The sequence below is a fragment of the Microbacterium sp. SD291 genome, from assembly GCF_017355365.1.
Classification (GTDB): domain Bacteria; phylum Actinomycetota; class Actinomycetes; order Actinomycetales; family Microbacteriaceae; genus Microbacterium.
The window spans coordinates 67,183-83,799 of sequence record NZ_JADIJR010000005.1 but is presented as its reverse complement, the minus strand read 5'-3'; the positions used below and the strand labels follow the sequence as shown (position 1 = coordinate 83,799).

15 protein-coding genes are annotated in these 16,617 nt (G+C 70.0%); 6 read left to right on the top strand and 9 right to left on the bottom strand.

What is annotated here, in order from left to right; genetic code table 11:
• The first annotated feature begins 58 nt into the window (after nucleotides 1–58).
• From IPV10_RS04520 to IPV10_RS04510, 3 genes are read left to right on the top strand one after another with little or no spacing between them, the layout of a single operon-like run.
• On the top strand, nucleotides 59–1,465 hold the full coding sequence (locus IPV10_RS04520) for an MFS transporter (protein ID WP_207480868.1): 1,407 nt from the start codon (nucleotides 59–61) through the stop codon (nucleotides 1,463–1,465).
• A gap of 38 nt (nucleotides 1,466–1,503) precedes the next feature.
• Nucleotides 1,504–3,525, top strand: coding sequence for a molybdopterin oxidoreductase family protein (locus IPV10_RS04515; RefSeq protein ID WP_207480866.1), 2,022 nt, complete (start codon nucleotides 1,504–1,506; stop codon nucleotides 3,523–3,525).
• On the top strand, nucleotides 3,522–5,099 hold the full coding sequence (locus tag IPV10_RS04510) for an FAD-dependent oxidoreductase (RefSeq protein ID WP_207480864.1): 1,578 nt from the start codon (nucleotides 3,522–3,524) through the stop codon (nucleotides 5,097–5,099). The genes IPV10_RS04515 and IPV10_RS04510 overlap by 4 nt, the downstream gene beginning before the upstream one ends.
• Before the next feature lie 18 nt (nucleotides 5,100–5,117).
• On the opposite strand, the gene IPV10_RS04505 is transcribed toward IPV10_RS04510, so the two are convergent.
• Complete coding sequence (locus IPV10_RS04505) at nucleotides 5,118–5,549, bottom strand: MarR family transcriptional regulator (protein ID WP_207481006.1); 432 nt, start codon at nucleotides 5,547–5,549, stop codon at nucleotides 5,118–5,120.
• Nucleotides 5,550–5,611: 62 nt separating this feature from the next.
• Here IPV10_RS04505 and IPV10_RS04500 point away from each other — a divergent pair, with 62 nt between their 5' ends.
• Entirely contained in the window at nucleotides 5,612–5,854 is a 243-nt protein-coding gene (locus IPV10_RS04500) for a hypothetical protein (RefSeq protein WP_207480862.1), read from the top strand.
• Nucleotides 5,855–5,900: 46 nt separating this feature from the next.
• Here the strand turns inward: IPV10_RS04500 and IPV10_RS04495 are convergent, their stop codons facing one another.
• Nucleotides 5,901–6,269 carry a TfoX/Sxy family protein gene (locus IPV10_RS04495; protein ID WP_307861057.1) on the bottom strand — a complete coding sequence of 123 codons (369 nt, stop codon included), beginning with the start codon at nucleotides 6,267–6,269 and terminating at the stop codon, nucleotides 5,901–5,903.
• Nucleotides 6,253–8,325, bottom strand: coding sequence for an excinuclease ABC subunit UvrB (gene uvrB / locus IPV10_RS04490; protein WP_207480860.1), 2,073 nt, complete (start codon nucleotides 8,323–8,325; stop codon nucleotides 6,253–6,255). The genes IPV10_RS04495 and uvrB overlap by 17 nt, the downstream gene beginning before the upstream one ends.
• A 65-nt stretch (nucleotides 8,326–8,390) precedes the next feature.
• Between uvrB and IPV10_RS04485 the strand changes: the two genes are divergently transcribed.
• On the top strand, nucleotides 8,391–9,011 hold the full coding sequence (locus IPV10_RS04485; RefSeq protein WP_207480858.1) for a DUF4126 domain-containing protein: 621 nt from the start codon (nucleotides 8,391–8,393) through the stop codon (nucleotides 9,009–9,011).
• Here IPV10_RS04485 and IPV10_RS04480 read toward each other — a convergent pair.
• The 4 genes from IPV10_RS04480 to rpsA form a co-directional block, all read right to left on the bottom strand.
• Nucleotides 8,984–9,775, bottom strand: a complete 792-nt coding sequence (locus IPV10_RS04480; RefSeq protein WP_207480856.1) for a GNAT family N-acetyltransferase — start codon at nucleotides 9,773–9,775, stop codon at nucleotides 8,984–8,986. The two genes, IPV10_RS04485 and IPV10_RS04480, sit on opposite strands and share 28 nt — an antisense overlap.
• A gap of 40 nt (nucleotides 9,776–9,815) precedes the next feature.
• The gene (locus IPV10_RS04475; protein ID WP_207480853.1) at nucleotides 9,816–11,027 is read right to left on the bottom strand and encodes an MFS transporter; all 1,212 of its coding nucleotides are present in this window, start codon (nucleotides 11,025–11,027) and stop codon (nucleotides 9,816–9,818) included.
• Nucleotides 11,024–11,623 carry a dephospho-CoA kinase gene (coaE, locus tag IPV10_RS04470; RefSeq protein WP_207480851.1) on the bottom strand — a complete coding sequence of 200 codons (600 nt, stop codon included), beginning with the start codon at nucleotides 11,621–11,623 and terminating at the stop codon, nucleotides 11,024–11,026. The genes IPV10_RS04475 and coaE overlap by 4 nt, the downstream gene beginning before the upstream one ends.
• Nucleotides 11,624–11,771: 148 nt before the next feature.
• Nucleotides 11,772–13,226 carry a 30S ribosomal protein S1 gene (gene rpsA / locus IPV10_RS04465; protein WP_207480849.1) on the bottom strand — a complete coding sequence of 485 codons (1,455 nt, stop codon included), beginning with the start codon at nucleotides 13,224–13,226 and terminating at the stop codon, nucleotides 11,772–11,774.
• Nucleotides 13,227–13,465: 239 nt separating this feature from the next.
• Between rpsA and IPV10_RS04460 the strand changes: the two genes are divergently transcribed.
• Nucleotides 13,466–14,395: a 5'-3' exonuclease gene (locus tag IPV10_RS04460; protein WP_207480847.1), complete on the top strand. Its 930-nt coding sequence runs from the start codon at nucleotides 13,466–13,468 to the stop codon at nucleotides 14,393–14,395.
• A gap of 1 nt (nucleotide 14,396) precedes the next feature.
• Here IPV10_RS04460 and IPV10_RS04455 read toward each other — a convergent pair whose 3' ends face one another.
• Nucleotides 14,397–15,383, bottom strand: coding sequence for a PHP domain-containing protein (locus IPV10_RS04455; RefSeq protein ID WP_207480845.1), 987 nt, complete (start codon nucleotides 15,381–15,383; stop codon nucleotides 14,397–14,399).
• Nucleotides 15,384–15,392: 9 nt separating this feature from the next.
• Nucleotides 15,393–16,457, bottom strand: coding sequence for an anthranilate phosphoribosyltransferase (gene trpD, locus IPV10_RS04450; RefSeq protein ID WP_207480843.1), 1,065 nt, complete (start codon nucleotides 16,455–16,457; stop codon nucleotides 15,393–15,395).
• Nucleotides 16,458–16,617: the final 160 nt, after the last annotated feature.

Genomic DNA, 16,617 nt, shown 5'->3' with positions numbered 1-16,617 from the left:
AAACAATGCCCCTCTAGCTTCAGAGTCACGCACCTCCATCCGAGCATCGGAGAAACGCATGACCGCGATCGACACCTCGTCCGGCCTCGGCACGCAGCCGACCCCCGCCGTCGGCGCCCTCACCGTCAGGGCCGGCCGCTGGGTCGACGGCTGGGATGCCGAGAACCACACGCAGTGGGAGTCGGGTGGCCGGAGGATCGCCGGCCGCAACCTCCGGTGGTCGATCTTCGCCGAGTTCCTCGGCTTCGTCGTGTGGCAGCTGTGGTCGATCGTGGTGATCTCCCTGCCCGGCGCCGGGTTCGAGTTCGACGTCACCCAGACCTTCTGGCTGATCTCGATGCCCAGCCTCGTCGGCGCCACCCTGCGCTTCCCCTACACGTTCATGGTGCCGCGATTCGGCGGCCGCAACTGGACGATCATCTCCGCCGCGCTCCTGCTGCTGCCGGTGATCGGCCTCGCGCTGTGCGTGGGCGACCCGGACACGCCGTTCCCGGTGATGCTCGGCGTCGCGGCTCTCGCGGGCCTCGGCGGCGGCAACTTCGCCTCGTCGATGTCGAACATCACCTACTTCTACCCGCAGCGCGAGAAGGGCTGGGCACTCGGCGTGAACGCCGCCGGCGGCAACCTGGGCGCCGCAGTGGCTCAGTTCATCGTCCCGATCGTGATCACGATCGGCGCTGCCGCCACGCTCAACCTTCCGGCGGCCGGCTGGATCTGGGTGCCGCTCATCGTCGTCGCGATGGTCGGTGCGGCGCTGCGCATGGACAACCTGTCCAGCGCCCGATCGGACTTCGCGGCATCCCTCGCGGCATTCAGGGAGCCGCATCTGTGGATCCTCTCGTTCCTGTACCTCGGCACGTTCGGATCCTTCATCGGGTTCGCGGGAGTCTTCCCGAAGCTCATCGTCGACCAGTTCCCGGACTTCTCGGCCCTGCAGGTCGGGTCGGCGGCGGTGCCGCTGGCATTCCTCGGCGCCCTGTGCGGTTCGCTGGCACGGCCCTATGGCGGTCGGCTCGCCGACCGCTTCGGCGGATCCACGATCACCCTCGCGGCGTTCATCGCGATGGCCGTGCTCACGTCGGTGGTGATCCTGACACTCCCGGTCCTCGGGTTCTGGGGCTTCCTCGTGCTCTTCCTGCTGCTGTTCACCGCGAGCGGGATGGGCAACGGCGCGACATACCGGATGATCCCCACGGTCTTCGCCTGGCGAGCAGGCTCGGATGACGCGCATCGCACCGCGGGAGACATCGGCTCGCAGCGCAAGGCGGCAGCCGCACTCGGCATCATCTCGGCCCTCGGCGCATACGGCGGCTTCCTGATCCCTCAGGTGCTCGGCTTCTCCAAGTCGACGACCGGCGGGTACACGACGGGCCTCACCTGGTTCCTCGGCGCATACCTCGTGATGATCGCCGTCACCACTCTGGTCTACGTCCGCGCGAGCCGGCGGTCGGGTACCCGCCTGTGACGTCGACCCACTGCCCTTACTGCGCGCTGCAGTGCGCGATGACGCTGACGCCCACGGATGCCGGGGCCGAGGTCGCGCCGCGCGACTTCCCGACCAACCGCGGCGGGCTGTGCAAGAAGGGGTGGACGTCGGCCGAGCTGCTCCGGCATCCCGATCGCGTCACCGCTCCCCTGCGCAGGGGAGCGGGCGGCGGATTCGAGACCGTCACCTGGGACGAGGCGCTCGACGACATCGCCGGCCGTCTGCGAGTGCTGCGCGCGGAGCGCGGCGCTGACGCGATCGGCGTCTTCGGCGGCGGCGGTCTCACGAACGAGAAGGCCTATCAGCTCGGCAAGTTCGCCCGGATCGCACTCGGCACGAGCCGGATCGACTACAACGGGCGCTTCTGCATGTCGAGCGCGGCGGCAGCCGGGAACCGCGCGTTCGGAATCGACCGGGGGCTCCCGTTCCCGGTCACGGATCTCGATGAGGCCGGCACCGTCCTGCTTCTCGGATCGAACGTCGCGGCCACCATGCCGCCGCTGCTCAGTCATCTGACCGGCGCCCGTTCCGCCGGCGGACTGATCGTGGTGGACCCGCGCCGCTCCGAGACGGCGCGGCTCACCGAGGAGGGCGGCGGCGTGCACGTGCAGCCCGCCCCCGGCACCGACCTGATCGTGCTGCTGGGGCTGACGCACATCGTGCTCGCCGAGGGACTCGCCGACGACCGCTATCTCGCCGAGCGCACGACCGGCCTCAGCGGTCTGCGCCGCAGCGTCGGCGCGTGGTGGCCCGAGCGGGTGCAGTCGCTGACCGGCGTGCCGGCCGGTCAGCTGCGCGCGGTCGCCCGCCGGCTCGCCGCGCATCCGCGCACGTTCATCATCACCGGCCGCGGCGTCGAGCAGCATGTGGACGGGACAGACACCTCGACCGCCGCGATCAACCTGAGCCTCGTCCTGGGACTGCCGGGAACGCCGGGCGCCGGATACGGCACGCTCACCGGACAGGGCAACGGTCAGGGCGGGCGCGAGCACGGCCAGAAGTGCGACCAGCTCCCGGGGTACCGCAAGATCACCGACCCGGCCGCGCGGGCGCACGTTGCGAAGGTCTGGGGCGTCGAGTCCGACTCGATCCCCGGCCCCGGAGTGCCCGCCATGGAGCTGCTCGGCATGCTCGGGCGGGACGTCGCCGCGCTCCTGGTCCACGGCTCGAACGTCGTGGTCTCGGCCCCCGACGCCGCGGAGGTCGCGCGCGGGCTCGCCGCGCTCGACCTGCTCGTCGTGTGCGACTTCTTCCTCTCCGAGACCGCGCAGCTCGCGCACTACGTGCTCCCCGTCACCCAGTGGGCCGAGGAGGAGGGCACCATGACCTCGCTCGAGGGACGCGTGATCCGCCGCCGCCGATCGATCGACGCGCCCGGCGAGGCGCGGAGCGAACTGTGGATCATGCGCGAGCTCGCCGGCAGGCTCGGTGCGGCCGGTGCGTGGTCGACGGACGCCGCAGAGGTGTTCGACGAGCTCGCCCGCGCGTCGGCGGGCGGCCCGGCCGACTACTCGGGCCTCAGCCACGAGCTCCTCGACACCGGCATCGCCGCGCACTGGCCGTACCCGACAGGGTCCTCCGGGACGCCGAGGCTGTTCCAGGAGACGTTCGCCCACCCGGACGGGCGTGCACGGATCGTGGCTGTCGCCCCGGTGCAGCGCGAGCCGGGGCCCGCCGGAGAGCTGACGCTGGTCACCGGCCGGCTCCTCGAGCACTATCAGTCGGGGGCGCAGACCCGCCGGGTCGCTGAGCTCGTCGATGCGCGCCCCGAGGCGACGGTGCAGATCCACCCGGCGGCGGCCACGGGCCTCGGCATCGGGAAGGACGATCTCGTCGAGATCTCGAACGAGCGCGGAACGGTCCGCGCTCGCGCGGAGATCTCGACCGGCATCCGTCACGACACTGTGTTCCTGCCCTTCCATTTCCCCGGAGACGGCAGCGCCAACCTCCTCACCGAGTCGGCTGTCGACCCGATCTCGGCCATGCCGGAGTTCAAGACGACCCGGGTGACGATCTCGAAGGCGGAGGTGCCGGCATGAACCGGATCGTCGTGATCGGCTTCGGCCCTGTGGGTGCCCGGTTCGTGGAGAGGATCCTCCCCGCGGTGCGCGCCGGCGCGGCTTCCGTCACCGTCCTCGGCGCGGAGCGCGAGGACGTCTACAACCGGGTCCTCATCGCCGAGCACGCGGTCGGCAGGGCGACGCGGGAAAGGCTCGACCTGCCGGGCGCGACAGCCGCCGCCGATGCAGGGGCGGTCATCCGCCTCGGCGAAGCGGCCGTCGCGATCGACCGGCACCGTCGCGTCGTGCGGACGTCGTCAGGCGACCGGATCGACTACGACCACCTCGTCCTCGCGACCGGAGCCCGTGCCAACATCCCCACCCTGTTCGGGATGGAGAGGGCACGGCGCCACCGGCTGACCCGCGCGCAGCGACCGGAGGGCCTCGACGAGGGAGCGAGCCCGCTGCCGCGGGGTGTCACTGCCCTGCGTGATCTCACCGACGCCGCACAGGTCGCGGACGCCGTGCGACAGCACCGGCGGATCATCGTCCTCGGCGCCGGCGTCCTCGGCCTCGAGGTCGCGCTCGCCGCACGCGAGCAGGGAGCCGAGATCGTCGTGGTGCACACCGGCGACATCCCGATGGGCCGGAACCTGGATCGCGACGGCGGACGGATGCTGGCGCGTACCGCCCGCCTGGCCGGCATCGAGCTGCTCCCGCACTCGGTCGCGGAGAGCATCGTGACCCGCACCGACCCCGACGGCGAGCAGCGCTTCGACGGGCTCGTCTGCGCCGATGGCAAGATCGTCCACGGCGATCTGCTGCTGCTCTCGGTCGGAGCATCCCCCCGGGTCGAGCTGGCGGCCGCTGCGGATCTGGCGGTGTCGACGGGCATCCTCGTCGACGAGCGACTCCGCAGCTGGTCGGATCCGCACGTGTTCGCGATCGGCGACTGCGCGCATGTCGCGGCACCGGGCTCGGCGAGGGACGACGGGTACGTCGGCGGCGCCCCTGCCGGACTCATCGGCCCCGGCTGGCGTCAGGCCGATGCGCTGGCCGCGATGCTCTGCGACGGCGAGGAGGCCACGCCGTTCGTCGACCGTGCGAGCGTCGTCACGCTCAAGGCGGAGGCGGTGGACGTCGTGGCCGGGGGCACGGTCGACGCCGATCCCTGGGACGAGGAGTCGCATGCCGACACCTGCCTGCACGAACGCCAGGTGACGCAATGGCTCGACCCGGCACGCGGCGCCTACGCCATGATGGTGACCAGGGCGGGCGTGCTGGAGGGGTTCGTCGCCGTCGGGATGCCACGCGCCGGCGCTGAGCTGACGCTGCTGTTCGAGCGGGGCGGGGAGCTTCCCGCCGATCGCGGCGCTCTCCTTCGGCTGGATGCCGACGACGCCGGCGCGACGCTGACCGGCGACCCGTTCGCCCCTGAGGCGACGGTGTGCTGGTGCAACGGCGTGACCGTCGAGCGCATCGCCGACACCATCGCCGACGGGGCAGACACGGTCGAGTGCGTGGGATCGAGGACCAGGGCCGGCACCGGCTGCGGCGGATGCCGAGGGCGGATCTCCGAGCTGATCGCCCGCAGCGGGGTGCTCACGGCCTGATCCGGCCGGGAACAGCGCTCAGCGCGCGAGTTCAGCCGGGCGTCGTCCCGCGAAATCCGACAGTCCGTCGCGGAGCGCGGCGATCCGTTCGATGTCCATGCCGACGGCCGCCATCACCTGCACCGGCACGTCGAGGGCCCGCGCACGCAGTGCCCGACCCGCATCGGTCAGGGTGATCTCGAGGCGGCGTTCGTCTTCGATGCTGCGCAGTCTGGTGACGAGGCCGTCCGCCTCGAGCCGCTTCACGAGGGGCGAGGCGGTCGCCGGCTCCAGGGCGAGGTCGGCGGCGAGATCGTTGAGCATCCGCGGCGCACGCTCCCAGAGCGCCAGCATCACCAGGTACTGAGGGTGCGTGAGCCCGAGCGGCTCCAGGATCGGCCGGTAGATCGCCACCACGTTGCGGGCTGCCGTGACGAGAGCGAAGCAGAGCTGGTTCTCGAGCTTGAGCATGTCATCGGATGCGGTCACGGCTCCACTGTACATCGACACTAATCATTAGTACACTAATGAACATGACCGAACCCCGCGAGCGCGCCCCACTCCGCACCAGGATCAGGGAAGCCGGCGGGCTCTACGCCTGGATCAACAAGACCCTCATCCGGTACGCAGGCCCCGCATCCGTCGGCCCCTACGAGAAGACTCCCCCGCCGAGCGCGTCCGAGCGCGCGGAGAGAGCCTGCCCGCTCTGCGGTGCGCCGATGACCAGGCACGAGATCGACCGCTCCGGCCCCAAGCCGCTGATGCACTGCCCCTAGTCCAGTTCAGCGCCGCCGAGTACAGCGCCGGTCAGCTCAGCGCCCGTCAGCTCAGCGCCGCGTTGTCCTCGCGCGCGGCGTCCAGCCAGAACATCAGGTCGTCGTCCTCCGCGACGGCCGACGGAGCGACATCGAGCCAGCTCGGGCCCATCGTCTTTGCGCCCATCGCCGCCGTCGTCACGCCGGGGCGCACCAGCAGCGCCGCGCCGTTCTCGTCGCTGACCCGCACGAGGAGAACACCGCCCCTGCGTGCTCCGACGAGGATCCGGCCGTCGAGCAGGAACGCCCTGGTGCCGAACATGCGGCGCTCCTCGAGCTCGGTCCCGACGCTCAGAAGCGCCCTGATCCGATCGGCGAGCTCCTCGCCTGCGGCATCCATCCCGTCGTCTCCGATCTGCTCAGGCGTGCCCGGCACGCTCCATGGCCCGCAATTCCTTCTTCATGTCCTGCACCTCGTCACGGAGCCTCGCGGCGAGCTCGAACTTGAGCTCACCGGCTGCCGCGAGCATCTGATCGGACAGGTCCTGGATCGTCGCCTCGAGCTGCTGCGCTCCCTCCGCCGCGATGCCTGTGCGACGCAGGTTCGGTGTCGGGGATTTGCCCTTGCCGTTCGCACGCCCCCGCCCGGCCATCATGTCGGCAGTGTCGGCGCCCTCCCGGGCGAGCACCTCGGTGATGTCGGCGATCCGCTTGCGCAGCGGCTGCGGGTCGATGCCGTTCTCGGTGTTGTAGGCGACCTGCTTCTCCCGCCGCCGGTCGGTCTCCTCGATCGCCTTCGCCATCGAATCCGTGACCCGGTCGGCGTACATGTGCACCTCGCCCGAGACGTTTCGCGCTGCACGGCCGATCGTCTGGATCAGCGACGTGCCCGACCGCAGGAAGCCCTCCTTGTCGGCGTCGAGGATCGCGACCAGCGAGACCTCGGGGAGGTCGAGTCCCTCACGGAGGAGGTTGATGCCGACGAGCACGTCGTAGACGCCCGCCCGAAGCTCGCTGAGCAGCTCGACACGGCGCAGGGTGTCGACATCGGAGTGCAGGTACCGGACGCGGACGCCATGCTCGCCGAGGAAGTCGGTGAGCTCCTCCGCCATCTTCTTCGTGAGCGTCGTGACGAGCACGCGCTCGTCACGCCCGGCGCGGAGCCGGATCTCCTCGAGCAGGTCGTCGATCTGGCCCTTCGACGGCTTGACGACGATCTGCGGATCGACCAGGCCGGTCGGGCGGATGATCTGCTCCACGATGCCGTCGGCGATGCCCATCTCGTACTTGCCCGGAGTCGCCGACAGGTACACCGTCTGCCCGATCCGGTTCTTGAACTCATCCCATCGCAGCGGGCGGTTGTCCATGGCGCTCGGCAGCCGGAATCCGTGCTCGACGAGCGTGCGCTTGCGGGAGGCGTCGCCTTCGTACATCGCCCCGATCTGGGGAACAGTGACGTGTGACTCGTCGATCACGAGGAGGAAGTCGTCGGGGAAGAAGTCCAGGAGAGTGTGCGGCGGCTCGCCCGGAGCCCGCCCGTCCATGTGCCGCGAGTAGTTCTCGATGCCGGAGCAGAACCCGAGCTGCTGCAGCATCTCGAGGTCGAACGTCGTGCGCATGCGCAGGCGCTGCGCCTCGAGGAGCTTCCCCTGGCGCTCGAACTCGGCGAGGCGCTGCTCGAGCTCGGCCTCGATCGTGCCGATCGAGCGCTGGATGACGTCGGCACCCGCGACGTAGTGCGAGGCGGGGAAGATCGGGACGGCGTCGAGCTTCTCGATGACCTCGCCGGTGAGCGGATGCAGCGAGTAGAGCGCCTCGATCTCGTCACCGAACAGCTCGATCCGGATCGCGTGCTCCTCGTAGACCGGGATGATCTCGATCGTGTCGCCGCGGACCCTGAAGTTGCCGCGGGAGAAGTCGACGTCGTTGCGGTTGTACTGCATCGCGATGAACTGGCGGATCAGCGCGTCGCGGTCGTAGCGCTCCCCCACCTGCAGCGCGACCATCGCTCTGAGGTATTCCTCCGGCGCGCCGAGACCGTAGATGCACGAGACCGTCGAGACGACCACGACATCGCGCCTGCTGAGCAGCGAGTTCGTGGTCGAGTGCCGCAGGCGCTCCACCTCCGCGTTGATCGAGGAGTCCTTCTCGATGAAGGTGTCGGTCTGGGGGACGTACGCCTCGGGCTGGTAGTAGTCGTAGTAGGAGACGAAGTACTCGACCGCGTTGTTCGGCATCAGCTCGCGGAACTCGTTCGCCAGCTGCGCCGCGAGCGTCTTGTTGTGCGCGAGCACGAGGGTCGGCCGCTGCACCTGCTCGACCAGCCAGGCGGTCGTGGCCGACTTTCCGGTGCCGGTGGCACCGAGGAGCACGACGTCGGTCTCACCCGCGTTGATGCGCGCCGCGAGGTCGGCGATCGCCTGAGGCTGGTCGCCGGCGGGCGAGTACTCGCTGATGACCTCGAAGGGGCGGACACTGCGCGTGGGTTGCATACCTCCAGCGTATGCCGCCCCTCCGACATCGGGGCATGGTCCGGGAGAACGCCTAAAGTGGGGGCGTGATCGAGTTCATCATCGGAACCAGCCTCGCCGCCTCCGCCGGCCTGAACGCCTGGATGCCGCTGTTCCTGCTCGGTCTCGCCGATCGTCTCCTGCCCGCGATGGAGCTCCCTCCCGCATGGTCGTGGCTCTCCGGCGACATCGCCCTGTGGGTCGTCGGGGTCCTCCTCGTGCTGGAGATCGTGGCGGACAAGATCCCCGCGCTCGACTCGGTGAACGACGTCGTCCAGAGCATCCTGCGCCCCGCCGCGGGAGGGATCGCGTTCGGCGCGGGGTCGGGAGCCCAGACCATCGCGGTCGACGACCCGACCTCGTTCTTCTCGGACAACGCCTGGGTGCCGGTCGCCGTCGGCATCGCGATCGCCCTCGTCGTGCACGTGGCCAAGGCGACGACGCGGGTCGCCGCCAACGCGACGACGGGCGGGCTCGCCGCCCCCGTGCTCAGCACCGCCGAGGACGGTGCGTCCTTCGCCCTCGCGGCGGCGGCGATCCTCGTGCCAGTGCTCGCCGCAGTGCTCCTGGTCGTGCTGGCGATCGCCGTGATCGCGATCATCCGTCGTCGCTCTCGCCGTCGACGCGAGCGCGACGCCGATCAGTCGTCCGCGGGTCTCCAGACGTAGGGCGTCGTCGTCGAGACCTTGACGAGCCCCGCCCTCTCGAGGATCGGCCGGGAGAACTCGGTCGAGTCCGACTGCAGGTAGCGCTTGCCGCGTGCCAGCGCCGAACGTGCGCGCTCGGCTGTCAGGGCGCGGTAGATGCCGAGGCCGCGCCATTCCGGCAGCGTCGCCCCGCCCCACAGCCCGGCGAACTCCGTCCCCGCCACCGGCTCCAGCCGGCCGGCGCTGACCACGGCGCCCGCCGCCACCGCGATCCAGAGCTCCACGGTGTCGTCCTCGCGGATGCGGCGCATCGTCGTCTCCGCGCGGGCACGCCAGTCCGGGTCCTCGAACACGACCCCCTGCATCTCCTCCATCGCGAGCACCTCCTCGTCCGTGCGCGCGCGGCGGATCCCGACACCGTCGGGCAGGGCGATGTCCGTGGCGAGGAGCGCTGCCTCGCCGATCATGATCGATTCCGTCTCCTCCGGCACGAACCCGTGCGCGACAAGCGCGTCATGAAGGCCTGGGACCCGGTCGTGACCGCGCGTCTTCCACTCGACGGAGCGTATCCCCGGCGCGGACCGGAAATGCGCGAGGGCGGCGTCCACGAGCACGTCCAGCGCCGCGACATCCGCGTCGCCCAATCCCGCGTATGTCACGAATCCCCGTCCGCCTGGAAACTCAGCGAATCGCAGCGGCCCGTGCGCCGCCGTGCGGATGGCGTGCGCGAGTTCCGATTCCGTGCGCAGCTGGCTGTCGTAGGCGGCGAGGTAGGCGGGACGCATGGGACAACTCTGACAGAGTCGCAGCATCGCCTGAGCCGGCTCAGGCTCTTCCGGAAGGTGCGTGGCGGAGCGAGACGATCGCGGCGCCGGCGGCCAGGGCGCACATCGCCACGACCACGGCGATGAACCACGTCCAGTCCACCTGCCCGAAGACGAGGCCCAGCGCCCAGCCGAACAGGCTCGAGCCCGCGTAGTAGCCGAAGTAGTACAGAGACGAAGCCTGCGCCCTGCTCGCTCGAGCCGCCTCGACCGGAACCCAGCCGGAGGCGACCGCGTGTGCGCCGAAGAAGCCGGCGGTGAACACGAGGAGTCCCGCGAGCACGGCGGCGGTGGCGGATGCCGTCATCGCCAGCGCCCCGGCCGCCATCACCGCGATCGATGCGAGGAGCACGGGGTAGCGGCCGTGTGCGGACGCCAGCGCGCCGGCCCATGGCGAGGAGAGGGTTCCCGCGAGGTAGGCGAGGAAGAGCAGCGTGACCACCCAGGCAGGCAGGATGAACGGCTCCGCCACGAGATGGAATCCGAGGTAGTTGTAGACCGCGACGAAGGCGCCCATGAGCAGGAAGCCCTGTGCGTACAGCGCGAGCTGCCTGGGCGAGCGCAGCGGGGTGCGCAGCCGCTCGAGCATCCCCTGGCCGCGCGCGCCGGTGACCGGCCCTGGCGTGAATCCCTGTGCCCGCGGGGAGAGCAGGAGGAAGACCACCGCCGCAACCGCGCACATCAGCGCGACGGACCACATGCCGGTGCGCCAGCCCGCCCACTCCCCCACGATTCCCGAGACGATGCGGCCGAGCAGCCCGCCGACGGTCGTGCCCGCGATGTAGCTGCCGGCCGCGGTGGCTGCGTGCCTGGCGCTCACCTCCTCGCTCAGGTAGGCGAGCGCGACGGCGGGTACGGCCCCGAGCGCGACGCCCTCCGCGAAGCGGAGTGCGAGGAGCATCACGATGCCGTCGCTGAGGGGAGCCGCGAGGCCCAGGGCTGTCGCGGTGAGCACGCCGACGGCCATCGCCGGCACCCGGCCGATGCGGTCGGCGACCGCGGACCACGGGATCACGGCAGCCGCCAGACCGAGGGTCGCCGCGGAGACGCTGAGCGCAGCCGTCGCGGGACTCACCGCGAGCTCGTCCGACATCTGCGGAAGCACCGCCTGCGAGGAGTACAGCTGCGCGAACGTGGCGATGCCCGCGAAGAAGAGTCCTGCGATGAGGCGGCGGTAGGCGGACGACCCTGGTGCGTGACCGGCGAAGGTCACCGTTCGCGGATCCGGTGCCACAGCGCGTCGGTGCGCGCGAGAGTCTCCTCCATGGTCCCGGCGGTGTCGATCACGACGTCGGCGATCGCCAGACGCCGCTCGTCCGAGACCTGGGCGTCGATGCGGTCCCTGGCTGCGCGCTCGTCCATGCCGCGCAGCTCCATCAGCCGGCGAAGGCGGACGGATGCCGGGGCATGGGCGACCACGATGAGGTCCCATGGATCGTCGACTCTCGCCTCGACCAGGAGCGGGACGTCGTAGACGACCACGGCATCCGGGTCGCCGGTGAGCGCCTCATCGAAACGACGCTGCGATTCCGCTCGCACCGCGGGGTGCACGATGCCGTTCAGCCGGGTGAGCAGCGCGGGGTCGCCGAACACCTTCGCTCCGAGCGCCGCACGGTCGAGAGAGCCGTCGGCGGAGACGACATCATCGCCGAACGCCACACTGATGCGCCTGAGCACGTCGGAACCAGGCGTCTGCACGTCGCGGACGATCCTGTCGGCATCGACGATGATCGCGCCGTGCTCGGCGAGACGCCGGGCGATGGTCGACTTCCCGGAGGCGATGCCGCCGGTGAGAGCGATGAGAGGCATGGCCTCCATCCTGGCATGCGGCCGACGAGCACAGCTTCAGCGTTCGCGCGCGGCACGCCGCGACTGCGGCGGGCCCTGGCCTGAAGACGCGGAACGGGCCGCCACCCTCATCCGAAGAGAAGGTGACGGCCCGTTCAGAGCGTGATGCTTACGCGTTGCCGCCCGAGAGCTTCTCGCGCAGAGCCGCGAGAGCCTCGTCGTCGGCGAGCGTGCCGGCGCCGGTCGCCTCGCTGGAGAAGGTCTGGCCGCCGAAGTCGGCACCAGCCTCCGCCTCAGCCTCGGCCGCCTTGGTGACCTGAGCCTTGTGCGCCTCCCAGCGAGCCTGGGCCGCAGCGTACTCCTGCTCCCATGCCTCGCGCTGAGCGTCGAAGCCTTCCTTCCAGGCGCCGGTCTCGGCGTCGAAGCCCTCCGGGTACTTGTACTCGCCGTTCTCGTCGTACTCGGCGAGCATGCCGTACAGAGCCGGGTCGAACTCGGTGCCGTTCGGGTCGACCGACTCGTTCGCCTGCTTGAGCGAGAGCGAGATGCGGCGACGCTCGAGGTCGATGTCGATGACCTTGACGAAGACCTCTTCGCCGACCGACACGACCTGCTCGGCCAGCTCGACGTGCTTGCTGGAGAGCTCGGAGATGTGGACGAGGCCCTCGATGCCGTCTGCGACGCGCACGAACGCACCGAACGGAACGAGCTTGGTGACCTTACCCGGCGTGACCTGACCGATGGCGTGGGTGCGGGCGAAGACCTGCCACGGGTCCTCCTGCGTCGCCTTCAGCGACAGGGAGACGCGCTCGCGGTCGAGGTCGACCTCGAGGATCTCGACGGTGACCTCCTGGCCGACCTCGACGACCTCGGAGGCGTGCTCGATGTGCTTCCAGGACAGCTCGGAGACGTGCACGAGGCCGTCCACGCCGCCCAGGTCGACGAACGCGCCGAAGTTGACGATCGACGAGACGACGCCCTTGCGGACCTGACCCTTGTGCAGGTTGTTCAGGAACGTGGTGCGCGACTCCGACTGCGTCTGCTCGAGCAGCGCGCGGCGGCTCAGGACGACGTTGTTGCGGTTCTTGTCGAGCTCGAGGATCTTCGCCTCGATCTCCTGGCCGAGGTACGGCGTGAGGTCGCGGACGCGGCGCAGCTCGATGAGCGAGGCCGGCAGGAAGCCACGGAGGCCGATGTCGACGATGAGTCCACCCTTGACGACCTCGATGACCGTACCGGTGACGACGCCGTCGTTCTCCTTGATCTTCTCGACGTCTCCCCAGGCGCGCTCGTACTGCGCACGCTTCTTGGAGAGGATCAGACGGCCTTCCTTGTCCTCCTTCTGGAGAACGAGAGCCTCGACCTCGTCGCCGACCTTGACGACCTCATTGGGGTCGACGTCGTGCTTGATGGACAGCTCGCGCGAGGGGATGACACCCTCGGTCTTGTATCCGACGTCGAGCAGAACCTCATCGCGGTCGATCTTGACGATCGTGCCTTCGATGATGTCGCCGTCGTTGAAGAACTTCAGGGTCTTCTCGACCGCGGCCAGGAAGTCCTCAGCAGATCCGATGTCGTTGATGGCGACCTGCTTGGTGGCCGGGGCGGTCGTTGCGGTAGTCATGTAGTGGGTTGTCCTTGTGAATGGAGACTCGGGCTGGAGATGAAGGCCGCGCACGGCCGGAAGCACGCCTCTCAGCGATTGGATTTGGTTTTCTCGCCACGAGGGCATGCATGTGCACGCCACGAGTGACACTTCAGGCTACCAGACATCTCGGCCGACGGCAGGCCGATGCGGGCACTGTGACGTCCGGCCCGGCAGGTCCCGTTCGGACGCCGTCCCCGCATGCCAGACTGTCGTTCGTGACCGACCGTCTCATGCTGCTCGACACCGCCAGCCTCTACTTCCGCGCGTTCTACGGCGTGCCCGACAAGATCACCGCACCGGACGGCTCGCCGATCAACGCGGCGCGGGGTCTTCTCGACATCGTCACGAAGCTGATCACGCTGTACGAGCCGACGCACGTCATCGCCTGCTGGGACGACGACTGGCGTCCGCAGTGGCGGGTCGACCTGATCCCCAGCTACAAGACGCACCGCGTCGTAGAGGTGGTCGCCGGCGCACCTGACGTCGAGGAGGTGCCCGATCCCCTGGAGGCCCAGATCCCCCTGATCCGCGAGACCCTCGGCGCGCTGCGCATCCCGATCATCGGGGTCGAGGCGCATGAGGCGGATGACGTGATCGGAACCCTGGCCACGAAGTCGACTTTGCCCGTCGACATCGTCACGGGTGATCGCGACCTGTTCCAGCTCGTGGACGACGCCAGGGACGTGCGCGTCATCTACACCGCCCGGGGCATGAGCAACCTCGAGATCGTCACCGACGAGGTGGTGGCCGGCAGGTACGGCGTCCTCCCCTCCCAGTACGCCGACTTCGCCACGATGCGCGGCGACGCGTCCGACGGGCTCCCCGGCGTGGCCGGCGTCGGCGAGAAGACGGCCGCCACTCTCCTGCAGGCGCACGGCGATCTCGACGGCATCCGCGCCGCGGCGCAGGCCGGGGAGGGCATGAGCGCAGGCGTCCGCGCGAAGATCATCGCGGCATCCGACTATCTCGACGTCGCACCTGCCGTCGTCGCGGTCGCGACCGCGCTCGACATCTCCGCACCGGAGGAGCGACTCAGGGCCCTGGACCCCGCGGAATCGGATCACGCGCTCGCACTGGCCGAGAGGTGGAACCTCGGCTCATCGATGACGCGCGCGATCGCCGCTGTCGCGCGCACCGCGGACTGACTCAGCCCGCCCAGGCGAGCAGCCGGTCCAGGCCCCAGGTCGTCACGATCCGCGACGCGGGCACGCCCGCGCGCTCGGCGCGCTCGGCTCCGTGGTCGAGCAGCGACAGCTGTCCCGGCGCGTGCGCGTCCGAGTCGATGGAGAAGAGGCACCCGGCCTCGAGCGCGATCGCGATCAGCTCGTCCGGCGGATCCTGACGCTCCGGCCGGGAGTTGATCTCGACCGCGACGCCGTTGTCCGCGCACGCGGCGAACACCGCGGCCGCGTCGAACTGCGACTGCGGTCGCGTTCCTCTGCTGCCTTCGACCAGGCGGCCCGTGCAGTGCCCGAGAACGTTGACCCGCGGGTTCGACGCTGCGGCGATCATCCGCGCGGTCATCGGTCCCGGCTCCATGCGCAGAAGGGAATGGACGGATGCGACCACGACGTCGAGTTCGCCCAGCAGCGCTTCCTCCTGGTCGAGGGAGCCGTCCTCGAGGATGTCGACCTCGATGCCCGCGAGCATCGAGAACCCGTCGCCGGACTCGGTGCGCACCAGCGGGATCTGCTCGCGCAGCCGCTCGGCGGAGAGACCGCGGGCGACCCGCAGCCGGGGCGAGTGATCCGTGATCGCCTGGTACTCGTGCCCGAGCGCCCGCGCGGCCGCCGCCATCACCGAGATCGAGGTGGTCCCGTCCGACCAGTCCGTGTGGGCATGGAGATCGCCGCGGAGCCGGGCACGCAGAGCCGAGGTGCGCTCGGGCTCGACCGCACCGCGCAGCTCCACGAGATACCCGGGCACCTCCCCCGCCTGCGCCTGCCGGATCACGGCGAAGGTCGACTCGCCGATGCCCTTCGCTGCGCGGAGCCTCGTCGGGTCGTCGCGCACCTCGTCGGGAAGCCCCTGCAGCACGGCGGCGGCCTGCCGGAACGCCTTGGCACGGTACCGGGACGCCCTCTCCCGCTCGAGCAGCGAGGCGATCTCGAGCAGCGCGGCGACCGGGTCCATCGTCATTCCCTATGCCGAGGCGAGCTCGCGGCTCACGCCGATCCACTCGTCGAGCTTCGCCGCCGCCCTGCCGTCGTCGACGGCGGCGGAGGCGCGCTCATATCCCTCGCTCAGGCGCTCCAGGATCGGACGCTGGACCTGCCCGGCATCCTGCGACAGCTCGAACGCGACGATCCCTGCGGCGGCGTTCAGCAGCACGATGTCCCGCACCGCTCCCTGCTCCCCTGCGAGGGTCCGCCTGAGCACGTCGGCGTTGTGCTCGGGGGATCCGCCGATCAGGTCCGCGAGCTCCGCGAGGGGGATGTCGAGGTCGCGCGGGTCGAGATCGTGCTCGTGCACGTCGCCGCGCGTGACCTCCCAGATCCGGCTGTGACCGGTGGTCGTGAGCTCGTCGAGGCCGTCGTCGCCGCGGAACACGAGCGCGGTCGCGCCACGGGTGCGGAACACGCCGGTGATGAGCGGGACCCGCTCGATCTGCGCCACCCCGACGGCGTTCGCCTCGGCGCGGGCCGGGTTGCACAGCGGGCCGAGCATGTTGAAGACGGTGGGCACCCCGAGTTCGGCGCGCACCGGCCCCGCGTGCTTGAACCCGGGGTGGAACGCGCCGGCCCACGCGAAGGTGATGCCGGTGCGGTCGAGGATCGAGGCGACGGCCGCCGGATCGAGCGAGAGCTCGAGGCCGAGGGCGCCGAGCACGTCGGAAGAGCCGGATGCCGAACTCGCCGCACGATTGCCGTGCTTCACGACAGGGATGCCGGCCGCCCCGATGATGACCGCTGCCGTCGTCGACACGTTGACCGTGCCGACGCGATCCCCTCCGGTGCCGACGATGTCCAGCACGTTCGGGGAGACGGGAAGCGGCACCGCTGCTTCGAGGATCGCGTCGCGGAAGCCGACGATCTCGTCGATCGTCTCGCCCTTGGCGCGAAGCGCGACCAGGAAGCCGGCGAGCTGCGCCGGGGTGACGTCACCGCGCATGATCTGCCGCATGGCCCACGTCGACTCCCAGACGCTGAGATCACGGCGCCCGAGCAGAGTGGTGAGGACATCGGGCCACGTCAGGGAATCAGCCATGTGTGCGATCCTATCGGCGCCGGGAAAACGTGCAGACGTGTCGGCGAACCGCGTCAGAGTGCCGACCGCCGCCGTTTCCCGCGGATTCACCGGGTATTCGCAGTGTTTTCTTAGGGTCACCTAAGTCTTCAGGGGGTGAAATGGCGCCCCGCGGTGCAAG